The organism is Burkholderia theae (assembly GCF_048565265.1).
Lineage (GTDB): Bacteria > Pseudomonadota > Gammaproteobacteria > Burkholderiales > Burkholderiaceae > Burkholderia > Burkholderia theae.
This window is the reverse complement of the sequence record NZ_CP183463.1, coordinates 281,464-302,106: the sequence shown is the minus strand read 5'-3', so window position 1 is coordinate 302,106 and position 20,643 is coordinate 281,464. Positions and strand designations below refer to the sequence as shown.

The following is a 20,643-nucleotide window of genomic DNA, read 5'->3' as shown; positions in this document are numbered from 1 at the left end:
GGCAACGCCCGCTACGCTACGCCGGCGCGACCGCGCGTTCGTCCGCGAAGAAATCGGCCTCGATTTCGCGGATGCGCCGGCAATCCTCGAGCAGCCGCTCGAACGTCGGGCTGTAGAGGCCGACCGTGCCGAGCGCCGTCTTCAGGTCGGTGGTCACGCGCAGCGTGTCGCCCACCTTGATCCATTGCTTGAGCCCGACGAACGACGGGAGCGCCTGGATCGCCTGCCACGTGAAGTCCTGCGCGAGCACGCCGTTGCGCGACGACAGCAGCAGCACGTGCCCGCAGTAACCGCGGAAATCCGTCGGCGCGGCGGTTTCGCCGAACAGCCGCTCCGGATGCAGCACGGCTTCGACGGCGGCCGACACGTGATTCTCGCCGCTGACCGCGCTCGTCAGCCGCGGATCGAGGCTGCCGTGCAGCCGCGCGTTCAGCTCGACGATCGTCGGGCCGTCGGCGGTATCGAACAGCTCGAGATGGGTCGGCCCGTAGCGCACGTCGAGCGCGTCGAGCACGTCGGCCGCGTAATCGAGCAGCGGCGCGTGGCGCGGGTCGGCATGGTTCAGCACCAGCATCTTGTCGAGGCGCGGCGCGTGCGTGCGGTCGCGGTGCACTTCCCACAGGCTGACCACCCGATGGCGGCCTTCGAACGACACCGAATCGACGATGTATTCCTGCCCCTCGGAATAACTCTGGATCACGATGTCGTCGTTCGGCTGGTTGTACAGCGAACGGGTGGCCAGCACATCGCGTGCGGCCTCTTCGACCTGTGTGAGCGTCCGGCAGATCTTCACGCCGGCCACGCCCGCGCTGCGCGCCGGTTTCACGACGAGCGGCAGCGTGCCGTGCGCGCGGGCCCATTCGAGCGCTTCGTCGACCGACGTGCTGTGGAAGTGTGCCGGCGCGCGCAGGCCGGCCTGGCGGATGCGCTCGTTCATCACGAACTTGTCGCGCCGCGCGGCCGACGTCGCGAGGTTGTTGCGATACGGCACGTCGAGCCGCTCGGCCAGCGTGTCGGCCAGCTCCAGCGCCGCGTCCAGGCCGTGCAGCACCGCGCCGATCCGCAGGTCGCTCAGTTGCGCGAGCGTCGCGTCGATGTCGCCGCGATGCTGGATCTGGCGGATGTAGTCGGACGGGACGAACTGGTTCCAGTAGATCTCCGGCAAATCGGGGTCGCTGATCACGTGCGCGCAACGGATGCCGTATGCGCGAAACGCGGGCGCCAGGTAGGCGGCGGTCGACGCGCCGTCGACGATCAGGACGGTATCGATGAAACGATGCTGCATGGATTCCTCGCTCGGCTGTGGGATCGGTTGAAGGGGGCGGCTGTCGGGTGCTCAGGCCCGCGTGCCGGCGTTCGGCGCATCGCCCGGCCAGCGCGCGGCCAGCACGATGCAGACGGCGACAAGGACGGCCGCGACGGCGAACGCGTGCGCCGCGCCGGCCACGATCGCCGTGCCCTGGCCCGCGACCAGCGCGCCGAGCGCCGCAACGCCGACGGCGGCGCCGACCTGGCGTGCGGTATTGAGGATCGCGGACGCGGTGCCCGAGCGGCCGGCCTCGACGCTGCCGAGCATCGTCGATGTCAGCGCGGGAATAGCGATGCCACCGCCGATCGCCATCGCCGCGAGCCCCGGCGCCAGCAGCGCATACGGCGTGTGCGCGGCGAGCGTTTGCCACAGCCACACGTAACCGGCGAGCGACACGGCGAGGCCGATGATCACGGTCGCGCGGAATCCGTACCGGACGGCGAGGCGCGCACTCGCGATATTGGCGAGCATGATGATCGTGAGCGGCGCGAGCGCGAGCCCCGATTCGGTCGCGGTGAAGCCGCGCGCGTTCTGGAAATAGAGGCTCAGCGAGAAGATCAGCCCGTAGAACGCGGCATTCGTGACCGCGCCGATCGCAAGCGTGCCCGGCACGCGTGCGATCCGGAAGAACGCAAGCTGCAGCATCGGCGCGGCCACGCGCCGCTCGATCGCGACGAACAGCGCGCCGAGCACGACCGACGCGGCCAGCGCGCCGGCCGCATATGGGTCGCCCAGTCCGTGTGCGCCGGCGCGGATGATCCCGCCCGTCAGCAGCCCGAGTACGAGCACCGCGACGATCTGGCCGGCCGGGTCGAACAGCCGCGTGCGCGCGGCGGCCGAATCCTGCACGTGGCGCAGCGTGAGCCACAGCCCGAGCGCGCAGATCGGCAGGTTGATGAAGAAGATCGCGCGCCAGCCGAGCGAATCGATCAGCAGGCCGCCGAGCGTCGGCCCGGCCGCGCTGATCGCGCCGCCCGTCGCGCTCCACCATGCGACGGCTTTCACGCGCGCGGCGGCATCGTTCGCGCAAGCATGCGTGATGAGCGCGAGCGACGTGGGCAGGATCATCGCGGCGCCGACACCCTGCGCGACGCGCGCGGCGATCAGCGCCGCCAGCGACGGCGCGAGCGCGCAGCCGAGCGATGCGAGCAGGAACAGCGCGAGGCCGTACGCAAACAGCCGGCGGCTGCCGAAGCGGTCGGCCAGCGTGCCGGACGTCAGCAGCAGCGCGGCGAACGACAGCGTGTACGCGTCGACGATCCACTGCAGCCCGTGAACGCTCGATCCGAATGAATGACCGAGGCTCGGAATCGCGACGTTGACGACGGTCACGTCGAGCTGGACGATCGCGAAACCGAGGCTCGCGGCTGCAACGGTCGGAAAGATCGCGCGCAGCGACGTGCGGTGCGGCGGCGCGGCCGTGGCGAGCGCACTGTCGAGCGCCTGAACCTGCTCGCTCATCGCGACTCCCCGGCTGCTTGGGGCGAGTGGAGCGCGTGGCACGAGAAGCCACATGCCGGCAACGGCACGTCGTATCCGAAGGCGCAGCGCGGCAGGCGGTATCGGTTCATCTGGCGGGTTTCCATATGGCGGATGAAGGGAGCAGGCTGCCCGTCGAGGGCGGTCCGCATCGTCGAATCCGACAGAAAACTAGCATCGACTCATAGGCGAATACAAATAATAAGCAGCGATTTTTTAACAAGTATTTGTGTTAAAGGCCGGCGCGATCGATGCGGCCTGACGCCGGCCGTGTTGCTGAACTTATATCGATTATTTTTGTTAGCAATCGATTTAATATCATTTCGCAACGCAACAGAGGTCTCCTAGTCTTGTCGAGCGCTGCGCACCGAGGACGGCACGGCGCGGCGGTGGTGCCTAACCGCTCTTCGACCCAAGATTCTTTATACGAGAGACCTATGACCTATCTCGCAGATGAACGCATCGTTTTGACGGCAGCGGAATCCGGTCACATCCGGAAGACGCTCGGCGCGCTGGCCTACGACCCGGCCGGCGGCGCCGGCTACATCAGCGCAGTACGCAAGCTCGCCTACAACGCCTTTCCGGACCGGGTCGTCGACGCATTCGACCGCGCGAAGGCCCCGACCGCGGACGCGCACGGCTCGATCGAGATCGACAACCTGCCGATCGACGATGACGTGCAGGGCAGCCCGAGGTTCGAGGAAACCGGCCGCTCGTTCAAGGCCGGCGTGCTGAGCGAGAACGTGCTGGTCGCGCTGAGCACGCTGGCCGGCGAGCCGTATTCGATCGCGCACGAAGGCCGCGAGCTCGTGAACAACCTCACGCCGCACAAGGCGACCGCGCGCGACTATACGGGCCTCGGCTCGGAGGTCGAGCTCGATTTCCATATCGAGAACGCCGCGCAGGCCCACATGCCCGAAGGCGACACGTCGCCGTTCGCGTTGCTGCTGCTCGGCGTGCGCAGCGAAGCCGGCGGTGGCCCGTACACGCGGCTCGCCGATGCGCGCCGCGCGCTGCAACTGCTGTCGCCGGACGATATCGCGCTGCTCTACGGCGAGCACTACATCATCCGCGTGCCGTACCGGTGGCGCGGCGCGGCGCCGACGCCGCGCGACAACACCGACCTGAGCGCCGTGCTGTCGGGGCCGCTCGACGCGCCGCGCGTGACGGTCGCGTTTTATCCGGACATGGTGCTGGCGGTCAACACGCGTGCGCAGGAGGCGCTGGCCAACCTGTATCGCGCGGTGCGCGAGGTGTCGTTCGGCGTCCAGGTGTCGCCGGGCAAGCTGGTGCTGATCAACAACCATTTCACGCTGCATTCGCGCGACCGTTTCGATCCGCAATACGACGAGAACGATCGCGCGTTTCGCTGGGTGCAGCGCGTGTTCGTCGCGCGCAGCCTGTGGAATTTCCGCGCATTCACGCCGCTGCAGGCGCGCGTATTCGATCCGAAAGCGCTGTATGCGGGCGAGTCGTCGGCGCAGCAACGCCCGATACCCGTCGCACAACCGGTGCCGCAGCGCGCGGCCGCGGCCGAACTCGAAGCCACGCCCGCATGAGCGGGCCGCGAACGCGGAGGGGGCGGCGACCTGCGCTGACCGTCGCCCAGCCCCCGCTCGTGTTCGACCCACGCATCAACGAACCGGAAGGAACCCCCGACAACATGAGAAGAACAGCATTTCCCGTGGCGCGCGTTGTTCGCGTGCTGGCCGCCGTCCTGCTCGGCGGCAGCGTCGCCGCACAGGCCGCGACGTTCGACCTGAGCCCCGAGCAGCCGGGCCGGCAGCGCGGCACCGTGAACCCGGTAGTCGAACAGGCGTTGCCGGGCGGCTTCAAGTTTGCCGAAACGAATACGCTGACGATCGGCATCGCGCCGAACCTGCCGCCGCTCAGCACGTACGCGACCGATGCGCGCACGGTGGTCGGCTTCGATCCCGATCTCGCGCAGCTCATTGCAGACAGCGTCGGCCGCAAGCTGAAGATCGTGCCGCTCGCGTGGGCCGACTGGCCGCTCGCGCTGCAGTCCGGCAAGGTCGACGCGGTGATCTCGAACGTGACGGTCACCGAGCAGCGCAAGGAGAAGTTCGACTTCTCGACCTACCGGCGGGATCAGCTCGGTTTCTACGTGAAGAACAACAGCCGGATCGCCGCGATCCGCGAGCCGAAGGACGTCGCGGGGCTGCGCGTAGTAACCGACTCGGGGACGAACCAGGAAAAGATCCTGCTCGAATGGAACCGGCAGAACGTCGCACGCGGCCTCGCGCCGGTCGAGATCCAGTATTACGCCGATGCGGCGGAGCGCTGGGTCGCGCTGCAGTCGGGCCGCGTCGACACGATCTTCAGCGTGAATTCGATGCTCGCGTACCAGGCGTCGCTGCGCGGCGATGCGAAGCTGATCGGCACCGTGAGCGGCGGCTGGCCGCGCACCGCGGATATCGCGATCACGACGCGCAAGGGCAGCGGCCTTGCCGATCCGCTGACGATCGCGATCAATGCGCTGATCGCGAACGGCAGCTACCGGAAGGTGCTCGGCCGCTGGAGTCTCGACGCCGAGGCGATCGACAAGTCGCAGACCAATCCGCCGGGGCTGCCGCGCACCTGAGCGTGATGCGGCGAACGTGCGATCAGGTGATCGGCCACTGCAGGATGACGATCCCGTCGTTGAAGTCGCTGTCGGCGCCGTCCTCGGACCCGAGCCAGCCGAGCCACACCGTGTCGCCCGCGGACAGCGGCGCGAGGCGCGCATCGGTCGCGGACTTCCTGCCGTTGGCCGATGCATCGATCCGGATCTTGCCGCCTTGCGAATTCAGCGTGAACAGCCTGACGCCGTCGTCGCTGTTGCCGACGAACGAGGCGGCCGGTTCCGGCGCATCGTCGATGAACAGTTTCAGATCCTGCCGGTCGGCGGCATTCGCGTAGAAGAGCGCCTTGAACGCGGTATTCGGCGGCAGGTTGAAGTTGCCGTTCCGGTCGGACGACGGCTTGAAATCCGGTTGCTTCGTATCCGGCTGGCTGCCGGCGATCTCGATCGACGTTTCCCAGCGGAAATAACCCGACACGGCGCCGTCGCGATCGAGCACGGCGAAATCGGCCGTACACGTGGTGGTGCCGGCGGCCAGCACCTCGCTGCGCCAGAAATGGTCTTTCATCGGCCGGCACGATGGATTGAGCAGGTCGTCGCCATCCGGTACCGGCGCGGTGGCGTTGCGCACTTCCGCTTCGATCGGCGCGACGATGCCCGCATCCTTCAACGCGAACCGGACGAACAGCACGCTCAACTCGGCACGCAGCGCCAGCGCGGTTTCGCGCAGGTGCAGCGCGTCACCCGGCGCGAGGCCGGCAAAGAGCCGGTTGTCGTTGTGGCCGAGCTGCCCGGCATCGCCCGGGCTCAACACGTAGATGTGCCGGCCGTCGATCACGGTCGGTGCAGCGGCATCCCGGCTCGCATCGGGGTAGGTCGACAGCAGCGTGACGGCATCGACGATCGCGAGCACATCGCAACGAAGACCAGACATGAACACTTCCTCCGCAACAAGGAAACGACACGGGCGACCGCCGCGCGGCCGCCCGCCTGCCGCGATCAGTTATGGATCGAGATGAACGGATCCCACGAGAAGCAGCCCTGGCTCTGGCAGTTGCGATCGATGATCTGGAACTGGAAGTGGTAGGTCACGCGGCCGACCTTCAGGCATTCCGACGACCAGTAGTAGTTCGCGACCTTCTGGCACGTCGGCACTTCCGGCTTGCTGGTGTTCGGCACCGGAATCGACGCTTCCGCGACCCGCGGCGTCGGTGTCGAGATCAGTTCGTTGCCGACGTTGCCGATGAACTTGTAGAACACCACCTGGTTCTCGAAGCCCAGCGACAGGCTCGTTTCACGCCAGCGGATCAGGTCGCCGACCTGCGCCTTCAGGTCGAGTTCGCCGCCCGCCTGCCCGGAGATGACGTTGTCCTGGTTGGTCACCATATAGACATAACGCCAGTCGATCAGCGTCGGCGCGGCCGGATTCTTGCTGGGATTCGGATATTTCTTGAGAATGGTTTCGGTATCGAAAGAAACGAGCACATCAGTGACGCGTGACATAGAAGCTCCCGTTTGAATGAATGGGACTAATTGTTGCGCGAATTTCTTCGTGCAGCGGCCATCGCCTTGTCCTGCAAGGCTACACGCTGATTGGGGCACGTACGGACGCGACGGCGAATGCAGGTTATCCCGTTCGATTCATTCTGGAAGCTGTGAAAGTAAACAGGGTCGTTAAAATAATTTCAGACGGTAATTTTAATATCGGAATCAATCGAATCGATGCGTGACATAAATATCGCGGCATTGAATCTGTTAATTGATTGATCGATTATTTTTCCGAAATGGGAAAAGAGGCGGGACGGCCGGCGACAGGCCGCTTAACGGTAGGTCCAGAGCCGATGCAGCACGAACGTCGTCGGCGGAACGAGCAGCGCGATCACGACGATGCTCATCCCGCGCGACACGTCGAACGCTTCGGCGGCCCGCGCGAGCAGCAGCGTTTCGAGGAAGCCGGCCAGCGTGACCGCGAGAAAGCGCAGCGCGTTGCGCGTGCGCACCGTCGACGAGAAGCTCCACAGCGTATTCGCGAGATACGAGAACGCCGTGGCGCACAGGAACGCGACCGCATTCGCGGCCACCAGCGTCGCATCGCACATCTCGAACATCGCCGATGCGACCAGCGTATGGATCGCGGTCGAGAACAGCCCCGACAAGCCGAAGCGCACGAGCCTCGTGCGTTCGGCATAGAGCAGGTCGATCATGGCCGTCTGCACGCGTTCAGCGTCCGTCGATCCGCGCACGGATCGGCTGCACGCGCCGGCGTGCGATCTGGCGGCGCGCGTCGCGCGCGACCGGGAGCTCGATCACCTTGGCATGCGCCTGGTAGCGGCGGCGGATCAGGTACACGGGCCGTTGCTTCGACTCGTCGTAGATTCGCCCGATGTATTCGCCGACCACGCCGATGCCGATCAGCTCGATGCCGCCGATGAACAGCGTGATCGAGATCAGCGACGCGTAACCGAGCACCGGATTACCGAACAGCAGCGTGCGCAAGACGATGAACGCGCCGTACAGGAACGCGAGCGCGGCGATGCCGACGCCGATATAGGTCCAGCTGCGCAGCGGCACGGTGCTGAAGCTGGTGATCCCCTCCAGCGCGAAATTCCACAGCTTCCAGCCGGAGAACTTCGAGTGTCCGGCGCTGCGCGGATCGCGCTGGTATTCGACGATCACGGTCCGGTAGCCGACCCACGCGAACAGCCCCTTCATGAAGCGGTGCCGCTCGGGCAGGCTGCGCAGTGCATTCACGACCTTGCGGTCCATCAGCCGGAAATCGCCGACGTTCTCCGGCAGCTTCACATCCGACAGCAGGTTGTGCACGCGGTAGTAGATCGCGGCGGCGGTGCGCTTCGCGAACGAATCGCAGGCGCGGTTGCTGCGCTTCGCCGCGACGACCTCCGCGCCGTCGCGCCAGTGTTCGATCATCACCGGAATCAGGCTCGGCGGGTCCTGCAGGTCGGCGTCGAGCGGGATCACCGCGTCGCCGGCGGCTTCGTCGAGGCCGGCCGTCAGCGCCGCTTCCTTGCCGAAGTTGCGGGTGAGATCGATGACGCGCACGCGCCGTTCGGCGGTGCTGATCCGGATCAGGCGTTCGAGCGTGTCGTCGCGGCTGCCGTCGTTCACGCAGACGATCTCGAAGCGGATCGACTCGATGGCCGTCAGCAACGGAATCACGACGTCGAAGAAGCGCTCGACGGCCTCGCCTTCGTTATAGAACGGCACGACCAGCGAAATGAGCGGCGTGTAGTGTGGTTCCCGCATGATGATTCCCCTTTGTGATGTCGCTTCACCGGTCCGCGCCGAAAGTCGGGCGGCCGGCGCGGCGCATTCCGTACGCCGGGCGGTGGTGCGGTCGGACCGGATGCGCGAACCCGGTCTCGGTCGAGTAGTCACGTGCGTCCGGTATCGTCGGCACGTCGTGTCGTTCCCGGGCGATCCGGCTGACGAGCAGCGCGAGCGACGCCAGCGTGACGAGCGGCATGAACTGGAACGACAGATGCGGCACGACCGCGAGGCCCGCGAGCGGCATCGGCCACATCAGCATCAGCCATTCGCGATCGAAGCGCCGCCAGCCGTGCGTCCACGCATAACGCGCGTACCACGCGATCACGATGCCGTACCACGTCAGGTCGTAGTCGTACAGGTAAGGGCTGACGAGCAGGCATGCGCACACGAGGGTCGCGGCGCGCAGCGCATAGGAACACGCACCGCGCCACGCGTAGACCACGGCAAAGACGGCGGCCGCGGCCGACAGCAGCTGCAGGCTGCGCGCGACGAGCGCGGGCCAGCCGGCCATCGTCGCGAGCGCGAACACGGTCGGCATGCGCGCGAGCTTCGCGTGACCGGTGCCGACGATCGCATACACGTTGCCGATCACATGCGCGAACGAGACCCACGGGCCGACGCCGAACGCGAGCGTCGCAAGCGCGGCGCTGCCGGCGATCGTCGCGGCCCACGCGGCCAGCGCGCGCCATTGGCCCGCGCACAGCAGCGCGAGCGGGAACAGCACCGCGAGTTGCGGCTTCATCGTCAGCAAGCCGAAGCAGATCCCGGCGCACACGGGGCGGCGGTTCAGCACGAGCAAGCCGATGCCGGCGAGCAGCGCGGTGAAGAGGCTGGTCTGCCCGACGATCACGGTGAGGAACGCGCCGGGGAAGGCGAGCGTGCACAGCCACGCGGCATCGCGCTGCACGGTCGCGCGGATCGTCGCGGCGAACAGCGCATACGTGACGCCGAGCCACAGGACGAGCGCCAGCGTGTACGGCAGCCAGCCGAGCGGTAGCACGAGCAGCAGCATCGTGGGCGGATAGAGCCACGGCAGCGTGCCGTCCGCGAGCGTCATCGTCGGGAGCGCGAGCTTCTGGACCGCGAACAGCGCGGGGAAGTGCCATGCGTCGGCGCCGTGCCCGTGCGCGGCGAGCCACGCGGCGCTCCAGATCGGCGAGAAATCCTGCGACAGCGGCTCCAGTGCGCCGTGGCGCGACAGGGCCACGCGGATCACGTAGATGCCGATGAACAGCAGTTCGGCCAGCAGCACGCCCGCCGCATAGAGACGCACGCGATCGCGATTGAGCCAGTGCGGGTAGCGGCGCGGGCCCGCGATCGGGAGTTCCGGATGCACGTCGACGGCCGGATGCGCGTGGCGGGCGAACGAGGGCGCCTTCATCATGCGCTCCGCGACGCGAGCGCCGTGCGGCGCACGACGACGAACAGCACCGCGAGCAGCACGAGCGGCCCGATCTGCGGCAGCTTCATCAGCCGGTTCAGCATCTCGAAGATCGGCAGCAGCCACGCGAGCAGGAGAATGCCCTGGTCGCCGGGCAACCAGCCTTCGTCGAGACCGTGGGCGAGCAGGCAGAAGATCGCGATGCCGAGCCACGTCAGTTCGTAGTTCCACAGATACGGCGTCGTCAGCAGCGTGGCGACCGCCAGCACCGCGCCGCGCAGGCGCATGTCGCGCGTGCGGCGCCACACGTCGACGGCGGCCGTCAGTGCGAGCACGGCGATCGCCGCTTGCGCGGCCAGCGCGACCGCGACCGGCGCGCCCGCGAGCCGCAACGCGGCGAACGGCGTCGGCGATGCGAGCCAGTACGACGCGAGCATGAAATGCTGGTCGCGGACCGTCGACATCGCATGGCTCAACCCGTGCAGCGCGGCGGGGCCGGCCAGTGCGACGCCGGCCGCCGCGAACAGCGTCGCGCTGATCGCCGCCGCGGCGAAGGTGCGCCACGCACGCGCCGCGATCAGCACGAACGGGAACACCACGGCCAGCTGCGGCTTGATCGCGAGCAGTCCGATCAATACGCCGGCCAGGATCGGGCGCTTGCCGAGCAGATGCAGCGCGAGTGCCGCGAGGCCGGCGGTCAGGATGCTGTTCTGGCCGAACAGCGCGGACATGCACACCGCCGAATACCCGAGCACGACGAGCGCCGCCGCGCGCGGCACGGGAAGATGCGCGCGCAATCCCGACAACCGCGAGACGGCGAACGCGTAGCATAAAAGACTGCCCGCGAAAAAGAGGAAATATGCGGGCAGGAAAGGCACGAGGGCAACCGGAGCGATGAACAGCAACATCGTCGGCGGATAGAGCCAGGGAAGCGGCCGGTGCTGCAGATACGCACCGAAGTGCGTGAACTCGGCCTGCAAGAATGACGAAGGGTCGTAGGCCGATGCCGCGTGGCCTTGCAACACGAGATGCGATGCGGTCCAGAAGACCGAGAAGTCGATGCCGGGGCGAGCGGTGGCGTTCGAGGTGAAGCCGTCGGTCACGATGCCCCAGACGATCAGCAACGACGCGAAGAGCATCAGCATGATGCAGCTGTACGGAATGATCCGGTCAGCCGTCAGCCATTGAGCCCGGTGTATGGCGCGATCGCGCGTCCCACGATTGGCTGTGTGCATGATGCCCCGTATGTGGTTGAAGCCGCTTGGTCTGTCGCGGCTGTTTCATGTTGTCGTGCCGCCGGATCGAATCGCTCTGAATGGCGTTGTCCGGTGAATGCATTGTTGGAGAAAAAATCGCACGACGCAAACCACGCACGGAAACCCGGCATGTCGATATGCCGGTGAGTCGCGTGAAAACCGTGTTTTCAGGTATGAGAAATCGACACGGCCGGAATTTATGTATCCGGCTTGAAACATTTGGCGATTTTCGTCGGTGTGGCACGCCGCCGATCCCGCGAAACACGACCGGCTTCCCGCGTTCGGGAAAGTCCCGAGAAAAAAATTTGGACCCTTTGCGCAGCGCGGCGACGCGTATCCCGGCGTGCCGCGTTCGCCGGAACGCATATATCAAATCTGAAACATTTTGCGTGTCGCGTCACCGGCCGGGGAGTGCCGCGATCGCTGGAGCCCTTGATAGGCCGAGATTCCGCTCGAGATGGTCCGCTCTTTGCGTAAGCGTTGGCACGGCAGTCGACGACGTGATGACCGGGCGGTTCTGAAAAAGACAGACGGAACCGACTCGACAATCACCCGCGGAAAGGAAGGCCGGAGCGCATCGGGGCAACACGCAGCTCCAGGTCGATGAACCGCGAGCACCATCGTCGGCCGGCCAATGAGACCCGGTATCGTCAGGGCAATAAAAATCGGCATGGCAGCACACGGGGTATAAAAATGAAAGACCACAGCACATCGCGGCTCGCAGACCGCGACAAAAACGATCTGCAGCGTCGCCGGGAGTGTGTCTCCCGTTCAATTGAATTCCGCGCATCGAACGGCAATGACGCCGTTCCGGTCGATCGGCTCACCGGCTTCATCCGGCTGATCGAACCGGTTGCGCATCTCCTGCGTTTCCTCTCGCTCAAATCCGTTCGCACGGACACGTGTGTGCATCCCTGTCTTCGCAGCTGAGCGTCGCGTTCCGATTTTCTTGTAGTGCCGGTGGTGCCCCCGTCCCCGACGTCGTGCCCGACGAAGGGAATTTAATAGCAGTCCGAAAGGAGATTACTCATGTCAAGAGTCATCGAAAAGATCGCATGGTTCATCCAGGATCAGGAAGGTGTGACGGCCATCGAATACGGCCTGATCGCCGCGCTGATCGCGATCGGAATCGTCGTTGCGTTGACGACGATCGGTACGGATCTCAAGACCGTGTTCAGCACGGTTGCGGCTGATCTGGACTCTGTAGTAGCAGGCATCTGATGGGCGGCACGACGAGCGACTCAGCCGAATCGTTCATCGCCACCATACGGCATCAACAACATGTCTCGACGTATCGATGCACGGTCAACCGACCAGCCGGCACGCGAGCACTTTGAGCCTCACCACACAAGGAGATCATCATGTCCAAGTTCATTCAACAAGCCAGCCGTTTCGTTCGCGATGAAGACGGCGTGACCGCCATCGAATACGGCCTGATCGCCGCGCTGATCGCAGTCGGCATCATCCTCGCGCTGTCGACCATCGGGAAGGACCTCAAGACCGTGTTCAGCACGATCGCGGCCGACCTGGATTCGGCGGTGGCAGGCATCTGATGGACCGTACCGCGGACGGCTCGGCTGGTGCAGTGCTCGAGCCGTCCCGGTCTTCCGATCAACCGGAACCGGAGATCATCATGCGGACCCAAGTGCGTGTCGTCAGCCGCTGGATCGGCGACGAGCAAGGCGTGACGTCGATCGAGTATGCGTTGCTCGCGGCGATGTTCTCCGTCGCCGTGCTGGGCAGTGTCGTCACGCTAAAAGGCTCGCTCGGCGATGCGTACCAGGCGATCGCGACGGCCGTGACGCTTGCCGTGACCACCGCGCTGGCGCTGGTTTCCTGATTCACCGAATTCGATCCGCGAGGTTCGCCATGTTACCTGTTGCGCCGCCTTACCCGGTTCCGTTGTGCGTGACGCTGCTCGCGGTCGCCGCGGCCAGCACGGACATCGCGACCCGACGCATCCCGAATCGCCTCGTCGCGCTCGGACTCGGCGGCGCGCTGATCGCCCAGTGCATGTTGCACGGCGTCCTGGCTGGCGCACTCGGATGGCTCGCCGGTGCCGCGACCGGCTTCGGCCTGCTGCTGCCGTTCTACCTGTTGCGCGGCATGGCGGCCGGCGACGTGAAGCTGATGCTCGCGATCGGTGCGTGGGTCGGCGCGGAAATGACGTTTTACATCGTGCTGGCGACCTTCATCGCCGGCGGGATCGGCGGCATCGCGTTCGCGCTGTTGCGCGGCCGGATGCGCCAGATGTGGGCGAACGTCCGCGCGCTGATCGCGCGGCGCTCGCAGGGGGCGCGCACGGATGCCGCCGACGGCCCCGTCGAAATCGCCTCGGTCGGCACGCTGCCGTATGGCGTGGCGATCGCGGCCGGCACGCTGGGCATGCTGTTCGCGTCGTACGCATAGCGCGACGAACCCGCATAGAGGACGGAACGACCATGAACACGAACCACACCGAACCGAGACGCGACGCGCAGGTGGCCCACCTGCCCGATCCGCTGCCGTCGCGGGAGGCGCATACGAAGCTGGGCGCGCAGCTGCCGGCGGCGCCGCGCACGCTCGCGGAAACCGGGCTGAGCACGACCTTCGTCGCCGGCCTCGTGCTGAAGTCGACGCTGATGCTCGGCCGCCCGTCGTACGGCGACCTGGTCGAGCGGCACTGCCTGCCGCTCGCGGTGCTCGACGACATCTTCGCCTTCCTGGTGCGCGAGCATCTCGTCGAGCTCACCCATCGCGGCGCGACCGATCTCGACGTGACGTTCCGCCTGACCGACGCGGGCCGCGTGCTCGCGCTCGAGGAACGCGCGCGCAGCGGCTACAGCGGGCCGGCGCCGGTGACGCTCGACGCGTATCTCGCCAGCGTGAGCGCCCATTCGGTGCACAAGCTGCACATCGCGCAGGAAGACGTGTGGAGCGCGTTCGAAGGCATCGTGATCGACACGGCGGTGCTCGATGCGGCGGCCGCGGCGCTGAACGCGGGCCGTCCGTTGCTGATCTACGGCCCGGCCGGCAGCGGCAAGACCTTTCTCGCCGAGCGGCTCGGCTCGCTGATGCACGGCCGCGTGCCGGTGCCGCATGCGATCTGCGCGGCCGGCGAAGTGATCCAGATCTACGACCCGCTCGTGCACGTCGACGTGGCGTCGCAACCGGGCAGCCAGTCGGTCGATCGCCGCTGGCGCCTGTGCAAGCGGCCGGTCGTGATGTCCGGCGGCGAACTGACGCTCGACGAGCTCGACCTGCGCCGCGACGAGGCCGCCGGTTTCTACCAGGCGCCGCCGCACATGAAGGCGAACATGGGCATGTACATCGTCGACGATCTCGGCCGCCAGCGCGTCGAGCCGCGCGACCTGCTCAATCGCTGGCTGCGCCCGCTCGATCGCGGCGTCGATTTCCTGACGCTCGAATCCGGCAACCGCTTCGTGCTGCCGTTCGACGTGTGGCCGGTGTTCTCGAGCAACCTCGCGCCGGACCAGTTCTGCGACGACGCGTTCCTGCGCCGCCTCGGCTCGAAGCTGCACGTCGGTGCGATGTCGATCGACGCCTACCGCGCCGTGTACGACGCGGCCTGCGCATCGCTGGGCCTCGTCTCGGCGAGCGATGCCTTCGACTACCTGCTGCACCGGCTGCACCTGCCGACCGGCAAGGCGTTTCTCGCGTGCTTTCCGGCGGACCTGCTGCGCCTCGTAGCCGCCGGCGCGCGTTACCGCGGCGATCCGCTCGAGGTGACGCACGACGCGTTGTACGACGCGTGGGCCAGCTATTTCGGCGCGGCGCCCGAACGGGACGGCAGCCATCCGCCGCCCGTTGAGCGCGGTGGACGTACGTTCATCACCGGTTGAGCCGTTTCTTTCACGATTCGTCGAGGAGCATTGCCATGAAAAACAGTCGAGCGCTCATGATGCTGGTCGTCGCGATGGTCGCGGGTCTTGCCGCGGTCGTGTTCGCGTCTCACTGGCTGGTACAGACATCCACGAGTTCGGTCACGCCGGTCGCGGTGGCCACCACCGACCTGAACCTGGGCGAACCGCTCGGGCCGAACCAGATTCACATGGTCAGCTGGCCGTCGGGCAGCGTGCCGACCGGCGCGTTCACCGATACGAAAGGGCTCGAAGGGCGGGTCGTGCGCACCAGCCTGTCGCGCGGCGAGCCGGTGATCGAGTCGAAGCTCGCACCGGTCGGCACGAAGGGCGGGCTGTCCGCGGTGATCGCCGACGGCAGCCGCGCGATCACGGTGCGCGTCAACGACGTGGTCGGCGTCGCGGGTTTCGCGCTGCCGGGCAACTACGTCGACGTGATCGTCAACACGCAGGAACAGCAGGGCAAGACCGACGGGCAGAGCATCTCGAAGATCGTGCTCGAACACATCCTCGTGCTCGCCGTCGCGCAGCAGGTCAGCCGCGACGACACCGCGCCGAAGGTCGTCAACGCGGTGACGCTGGAAGTCACGCCCGATCAGGCCGAACGGCTCGACCTCGCACGCAGCGTCGGCACGCTGTCGCTCGTGCTGCGCAACCAGGTCGACCAGAAGACGCTGAACACCGGCGGCGCGACCAAGATAACGCTGCTCGGCAAGGAACCCGTGCCCGAAGCGCCGCCGGCTCCCGTACACGTTCGGACGGTGCGCGTGCACGTCGCGTCGCACGCGGCGCCGGAAGCGCGGCGCGACTGCGTCGGCGTGCTGACGGGCGTGAAGGGCAGCGTCGAATGTTTCTGAAGCAGATCAACACATCCAGATAAACAGATTGGCCGTCCGTGAAGCGCGGCGGCCTGGGAAGTCGACAACCGGCACGGCGCCGGTCTCTCGGGGGATCAGACGAAATGAAGATCAAACCGCAATGCACAGGTACCGGCCCACTGCGGACGCGCGTCGCACGGGGCACGATGATGGCCGCGATCCTCTGTTCAGGATGGCTGACCGTATATGGCGCACTGGCCCAGGAAGGCATCGAAACGGGCGTGCTGACGAAGGGCGGCGCCAGCGCGCCGGCCGCGATCGGCAAGGGTCCGGTACAGATGACGATCAGCATGGCGCCGGCAGCGGCCGCCGCACCCGCCGCTGCGTCCGGGCCGCTGCACGGGCCGAACTGCGTCGGCGCGGTGCGCGAGTCGACCAGCGTCAGCGTGCCGCTCGGCAAGTCGCTGCTGGTGCCGATGCCGGAGCCGGTCCGCAACCGGACGATCGGCAACCCGGCCGTCGCGCAGGCAACGATGGTGTCGCCGCAGACGCTGTACATCCTCGGGCTGTCGGTCGGCACGACCAACATGATCGTGCAGGGCAGGAGCGGCGCATGCCGCGTGATCGACGTCGCGGTGGGCGCGGATGCCGGCGGCCTGCAGGCGTCGCTGCTGCAGCTGATGCCGGCCGAACGCGACATCCGCGTGACGACCGCGGCCGGCACGATCGTGCTGTCGGGCACCGTGTCGAGCTCGCAGGCCGCGCAGCAGGCCGTGCAGATCGCACACGCCTACGGCGACAGCGCCGGCGACCCCGCCGGGGGCGCCAAGTCCGGCAGCGGCGTGCTGAACATGCTGGCCGTCACGTCGCCGCAGCAGGTGATGCTCGAAGTGAAGGTGGCCGAGGTGTCGAAGACGCTGATCAACCAGATGGGCAGCGCGCTCAACATCCAGGGCGGGTTCGGTTCGTGGAGCGGCGCGCTGGTCAGCAACCTGCTCGCGGGCGTGTCGAGCGCGGTCGCCTTCAGCAAGGCGAACAACAAGCCGTTCAACATCGCGGCCGATGCGCAGAACACCGACAACCTCGTCAAGATCCTCGCGGAGCCGAATCTCGTGACGATCAGCGGCCAGGAAGCCACGTTCCTCGCCGGCGGCAAGATCTTCATCCCGATCCCGCAAAGCAGCGGCAACGGCATCTCGTCGATCACGCTGCAGGAAGAGGAGTTCGGCGTCGCGCTGAAGTTCACGCCGACCGTGCTCGCAAACGGCCGGATCAGCCTGAAGGTCGCACCGGAAGTGTCGGAGCTGTCGCAGACGGGCGTCACGCTGAGTGCGTCCAACATCGGCGGTACGTCGATCCTGCCGCTGATCACGACACGGCGCGCGTCAACGACGGTCCAGATGAGCGACGGCGAATCGTTCGCGATCGGCGGGCTGATCAAGGACAACGGGACCGGCTCGCTGAAGGCGATCCCGGGCGTCGGCGAAGTGCCGGTGCTCGGCGCGCTGTTCCGCAGCACGTCGTTCCAGCAGGACCGCACCGAGCTGATCTTCCTGATCACGCCGCACCTGGTGAAGCCGCTGCAGACCGCGGACGTGCCGCTGCCGACCGACAGCTTCTCGAAGCCGAACGAAGTCGACGTGTATGCGACGGGCAACATGGAAGGCCGTGGTGGGGTCCGCCGGCCGGGCACGCAACCCGCGAACGGCGCGGCGGCAGCCCCGCAGGCACCTGCCCAGGCACCGGCTCCGGTTCCGGCACCGCAATCGGAAGCGCCCGCCGGCGCGGCCGCCGCGCTGCCCGCGCCGCGCGCGCCGCAAGGCACGGACGTACAGCCGCCGGTGCCGGCCGAGCCGCACAAGACGCCCGCGCCGGTGGCGGCCACCGCACCGCAGCCCGACACGGCCAACGCGGCCCGCATCGCGCACATCGAAGCCGCCGCCGCGCGCCTTGCGGCGGCCGGCACCGCCACGCCGGCCCAGCCGGCGGCGCGATCCACGCACCGGATACCGGCGGCCCCACGCGCACAAGTTGCACGTGCGAGCGCGGAACCCGAATCCACCGATCGTTGAACCCATCCAAGGGGACGCTCATGAAATCCGCCTACCTCGTATTCGTGCGCCGCGCGGCGCTCGCCGTACCGCTCGCCTTCGCGCTTGCCGGCTGCATGTCGTCGACGCCGGTGTGGGACACCCGCTTCGGCGAATCGGTCCGCGCGGTGATGCAGGCCCAGATCATCGATCCGCATGCCGCCGAGCACGCGACAGCGCCGGCGGTGGTCAACGGCGGCGCCGCCACGGCCGCGCTCGACAACTACGACAAGTCGTTCAAGCAGGTCGATCCGCCCACCAATGCCTTCGTGATCGGTATCGGCAAGGCCAGCCAGTAACGACGGCACGCTCAGGGAGAACGCCATGTCCAGCGCAACTCGTTATCCGAAAGTCACCCGTCGCGGCCTGCATCGCCAGCGCGGCGCCGTCGCGATCATCGTCGGTCTCGCGCTGGCGGTGATGATCGGGTTCGTCGGTCTCGCGCTGGACCTCGGCAAGCTGTACGTCACGCGCAGCGAACTGCAGAACAGCGCCGATGCGTGCGCGCTGTCCGCTGCGCGTGATCTGACTTCGGCGATCAGCCTGTCCGTCGCCGAAGCGGACGGCATCGCCGCCGGCCATCTCAACTTCGTGTTCTTCCAGAACAAGTCGGTGCAGATGCTGACGAATGCGAACGTCACGTTCAGCGACTCGCTGACCGATCCGTTCCTGCCGAAGAATTCCGTCACGACGCCGGCGAACATGAAGTACGTGCAATGCACCGCGAAGCTGAGCAACATCGCGCACTGGTTCATCGAGGTGCTGAACGTGCTGCCGGGCACCAAGCTCGCGAACGCGGCGGAAGTGTCGGCGAGCGCGATCGCAACCGTCGGCGGCGGCCAGACCGCCTGCGCGATTCCGGTGTTCGTATGCCGCGCGACGGGGGCGCCGTCCTACAACGTCGGCGACTGGATCACGTCGCCGTCCGGTTCGTCCTACGGGCCCGGAAACTTCGGCTGGGCGGCGCTCGACGGCTCGACGAACGAACCGACCATCGCGGGCGAGTTGTCGGGCAACACCTGCAATATCACGAGCCCACCCGATCTCGGCAGCACGGGCCTGAAGTCGGCGTCGCTGCGCGCCTGGAATACGCGCTTCGGCATCTATACGAACGGCGCGAACGGCTCGAGCGGCCAGCCCGACTTCACCGGCTATGCGTATGTCGGCCCGAACTACGGGCCGCCGGGAACGGCGGGTATCAAGGGCGACGCGTACACGCAGTTCGTGACCGACCGCACGGCCTTCAAGTCCTACCAGGGCGACGGCGCGCCGCCGGCGGGCAGCGGGATCGCCACCAACGGCACCGTGACCGCGAGCAACTACCAGACCTATGGCGGCGACCGTCGTGTCGCGCTCGCGCCGGAAGGCGACTGCTCGTCGCTGAAGGGCAGCAGCGGCAAGGTGCACGTCACGCAATGGGATTGCGTGCTGATGCTCGATCCGTTGCCGTTCAGCCCCGGCAGCGGCGGGGTCATCGCCCACCTCGAGTACCTCGGCTCGTCCGTCTCCGGCAACAATCCGTGCGCGACGCACGGCTTGCCCGGCGACGGCAGCGCGTCCGGGGTCCAGGTGCCGATGCTCGTTCAATAGGGAGAGGCGATCATGAAAAAGCCCCCGTTTCGTCGTTCGCGCACCCGTGGCGTCGCCGCCGTCGAGTTCGCGCTCGTGCTGATGCCGATGGTCATGCTCGCGACCGGCGTGGCCGAGTTCGGCCGCGCGATCTACCAGTACGAGACGCTGACCAAGGCGACGCGCGACGCGGCGCGCTACCTGTCGATCTGGCTGCCGACCGACAGCGCGTATCCGGTGTCGGCGGCGCAGTGCCTCGTCGTGTACGGCAGCACGACCTGCGGCGCGTCCGGCACCGAGCTGGTGCCGGGGCTCAAGACCTCGATGGTGACCATCTGCGACGCGGCGCATACGACCGGCTGCAGCGACGCGTCCGACCCGTCGCAGTTCTCGAACCTGCCGACCTACGACGCGAGCAACAACGCGGCGAGCGGCACGGCGACGGGTGCCATCAACGTCGTCGAAGTGAAGGTCAAGGGCTACAAGTACCAGCCGATTCCCGCGTTCCCGGGGCTGTCGACGATCACTTTCGGCAACATCATCACCGTGATGAGGCAAGTGTCATGAACGCGCGCCCCTTCCCCCTGTCGCGCCGGCGCGGCCAACGCGGCTCGACGATCGTCGAGTTCGGGCTGATCGCGTCGGTGCTGATCATGCTGCTGATCGGCATCTTCGAATTCGGCCGCGTGCTGTTCTACTGGAATACCGCGAGCGAGGCCGTGCGCCTCGGCGCGCGCACGGCGGTGGTCTGCGACGTGAATGCCGCTGGCATCGCGAAACGCGTGACCGCGCTGCTGCCGCTGCTGTCGAGCGCGAACGTGTCGGTGAGCTACTCGCCGGCGAGCTGTACCGTGAACACCTGCGCGTTCGTGACCGTCAGCGTCACGAACGTCACGGTCAAGACGATGATCCCGTTCGTGAACGTCACGGTGACGATGCCGCCGTTCACGACCACGCTGCCGCGCGAAAGCCTGACTTCCGCGACCGGCGGCAACGCTTGCAACTGATCGAA

General features: G+C 66.9%; 22 protein-coding genes. 14 read left to right on the top strand and 8 right to left on the bottom strand.

The features are described from left to right. Positions 1–16: 16 nt before the first annotated feature. Positions 17–1,285, bottom strand: a complete 1,269-nt coding sequence (locus ACN22W_RS34160; RefSeq protein WP_419690471.1) for an ATP-grasp domain-containing protein — start codon at positions 1,283–1,285, stop codon at positions 17–19. A 51-nt stretch (positions 1,286–1,336) separates the two neighbouring features. Next, positions 1,337–2,770, bottom strand: a complete 1,434-nt coding sequence (locus ACN22W_RS34155; protein WP_419690470.1) for an MFS transporter — start codon at positions 2,768–2,770, stop codon at positions 1,337–1,339. 455 nt (positions 2,771–3,225) lie between these two features. On the opposite strand from ACN22W_RS34155, the gene ACN22W_RS34150 reads away from it, so the two are divergent. Together ACN22W_RS34150 and ACN22W_RS34145 are read left to right on the top strand one after the other, a co-directional pair. Next, complete coding sequence (locus tag ACN22W_RS34150) at positions 3,226–4,347, top strand: TauD/TfdA family dioxygenase (RefSeq protein WP_419690469.1); 1,122 nt, start codon at positions 3,226–3,228, stop codon at positions 4,345–4,347. Positions 4,348–4,451: 104 nt separating this feature from the next. Then, a complete protein-coding gene (locus ACN22W_RS34145; protein ID WP_419690468.1) occupies positions 4,452–5,390 on the top strand; it encodes an ABC transporter substrate-binding protein in 939 nt (312 codons plus the stop codon). A gap of 22 nt (positions 5,391–5,412) precedes the next feature. Here the strand turns inward: ACN22W_RS34145 and ACN22W_RS34140 are convergent, their stop codons facing one another. The 6 genes from ACN22W_RS34140 to ACN22W_RS34115 all read right to left on the bottom strand — a co-directional run bounded on the left by ACN22W_RS34140 (position 5,413) and on the right by ACN22W_RS34115 (position 11,273). Next, positions 5,413–6,303: an AidA/PixA family protein gene (locus tag ACN22W_RS34140; protein ID WP_419690467.1), complete on the bottom strand. Its 891-nt coding sequence runs from the start codon at positions 6,301–6,303 to the stop codon at positions 5,413–5,415. 65 nt (positions 6,304–6,368) lie between these two features. Further along, positions 6,369–6,872 (bottom strand): inclusion body family protein, encoded by a 504-nt coding sequence (locus tag ACN22W_RS34135; RefSeq protein WP_048251869.1) that lies wholly within the window; start codon positions 6,870–6,872, stop codon positions 6,369–6,371. A 317-nt stretch (positions 6,873–7,189) separates the two neighbouring features. Then, a complete protein-coding gene (locus tag ACN22W_RS34130; protein WP_419690466.1) occupies positions 7,190–7,573 on the bottom strand; it encodes a GtrA family protein in 384 nt (127 codons plus the stop codon). A 16-nt stretch (positions 7,574–7,589) separates the two neighbouring features. Beyond that, complete coding sequence (locus tag ACN22W_RS34125) at positions 7,590–8,633, bottom strand: glycosyltransferase family 2 protein (protein ID WP_419690465.1); 1,044 nt, start codon at positions 8,631–8,633, stop codon at positions 7,590–7,592. Between the two features lie 25 nt (positions 8,634–8,658). After that, the gene (locus ACN22W_RS34120; RefSeq protein ID WP_419690464.1) at positions 8,659–10,038 is read right to left on the bottom strand and encodes a glycosyltransferase family 87 protein; all 1,380 of its coding nucleotides are present in this window, start codon (positions 10,036–10,038) and stop codon (positions 8,659–8,661) included. Continuing rightward, positions 10,038–11,273, bottom strand: a complete 1,236-nt coding sequence (locus ACN22W_RS34115) for a glycosyltransferase family 87 protein (RefSeq protein WP_419690463.1) — start codon at positions 11,271–11,273, stop codon at positions 10,038–10,040. The genes ACN22W_RS34120 and ACN22W_RS34115 overlap by 1 nt, the downstream gene beginning before the upstream one ends. A 714-nt stretch (positions 11,274–11,987) precedes the next feature. Between ACN22W_RS34115 and ACN22W_RS34110 the strand changes: the two genes are divergently transcribed. From ACN22W_RS34110 to ACN22W_RS34055, 12 genes are all read left to right on the top strand, one after another. Further along, the gene (locus tag ACN22W_RS34110) at positions 11,988–12,224 is read left to right on the top strand and encodes a hypothetical protein (RefSeq protein ID WP_419690462.1); all 237 of its coding nucleotides are present in this window, start codon (positions 11,988–11,990) and stop codon (positions 12,222–12,224) included. Positions 12,225–12,323: 99 nt separating this feature from the next. Further along, a complete protein-coding gene (locus ACN22W_RS34105; protein WP_048251875.1) occupies positions 12,324–12,515 on the top strand; it encodes a Flp family type IVb pilin in 192 nt (63 codons plus the stop codon). A gap of 140 nt (positions 12,516–12,655) precedes the next feature. Beyond that, positions 12,656–12,847, top strand: a complete 192-nt coding sequence (locus ACN22W_RS34100) for a Flp family type IVb pilin (RefSeq protein ID WP_011349893.1) — start codon at positions 12,656–12,658, stop codon at positions 12,845–12,847. Between the two features lie 80 nt (positions 12,848–12,927). Then, positions 12,928–13,134 (top strand): Flp family type IVb pilin, encoded by a 207-nt coding sequence (locus ACN22W_RS34095; protein WP_419690461.1) that lies wholly within the window; start codon positions 12,928–12,930, stop codon positions 13,132–13,134. Between the two features lie 29 nt (positions 13,135–13,163). Further along, the gene (locus ACN22W_RS34090) at positions 13,164–13,703 is read left to right on the top strand and encodes an A24 family peptidase (RefSeq protein WP_419690460.1); all 540 of its coding nucleotides are present in this window, start codon (positions 13,164–13,166) and stop codon (positions 13,701–13,703) included. 32 nt (positions 13,704–13,735) lie between these two features. Next, the gene (locus ACN22W_RS34085; RefSeq protein WP_419690459.1) at positions 13,736–15,136 is read left to right on the top strand and encodes an ATP-binding protein; all 1,401 of its coding nucleotides are present in this window, start codon (positions 13,736–13,738) and stop codon (positions 15,134–15,136) included. A 35-nt stretch (positions 15,137–15,171) separates the two neighbouring features. Continuing rightward, positions 15,172–16,011 (top strand): Flp pilus assembly protein CpaB, encoded by an 840-nt coding sequence (gene cpaB, locus ACN22W_RS34080; RefSeq protein ID WP_412026256.1) that lies wholly within the window; start codon positions 15,172–15,174, stop codon positions 16,009–16,011. A 104-nt stretch (positions 16,012–16,115) separates the two neighbouring features. After that, complete coding sequence (locus ACN22W_RS34075; protein WP_419690458.1) at positions 16,116–18,044, top strand: pilus assembly protein N-terminal domain-containing protein; 1,929 nt, start codon at positions 16,116–16,118, stop codon at positions 18,042–18,044. A 20-nt stretch (positions 18,045–18,064) separates the two neighbouring features. After that, on the top strand, positions 18,065–18,361 hold the full coding sequence (locus tag ACN22W_RS34070; RefSeq protein WP_048251883.1) for a hypothetical protein: 297 nt from the start codon (positions 18,065–18,067) through the stop codon (positions 18,359–18,361). Between the two features lie 25 nt (positions 18,362–18,386). Further along, entirely contained in the window at positions 18,387–19,652 is a 1,266-nt protein-coding gene (locus ACN22W_RS34065) for a pilus assembly protein TadG-related protein (RefSeq protein ID WP_419690457.1), read from the top strand. A 12-nt stretch (positions 19,653–19,664) separates the two neighbouring features. Then, on the top strand, positions 19,665–20,198 hold the full coding sequence (locus ACN22W_RS34060; RefSeq protein WP_419690456.1) for a TadE/TadG family type IV pilus assembly protein: 534 nt from the start codon (positions 19,665–19,667) through the stop codon (positions 20,196–20,198). Next, positions 20,195–20,638 carry a TadE/TadG family type IV pilus assembly protein gene (locus ACN22W_RS34055; protein WP_419690455.1) on the top strand — a complete coding sequence of 148 codons (444 nt, stop codon included), beginning with the start codon at positions 20,195–20,197 and terminating at the stop codon, positions 20,636–20,638. The genes ACN22W_RS34060 and ACN22W_RS34055 overlap by 4 nt, the downstream gene beginning before the upstream one ends. Positions 20,639–20,643 lie beyond the last annotated feature (5 nt).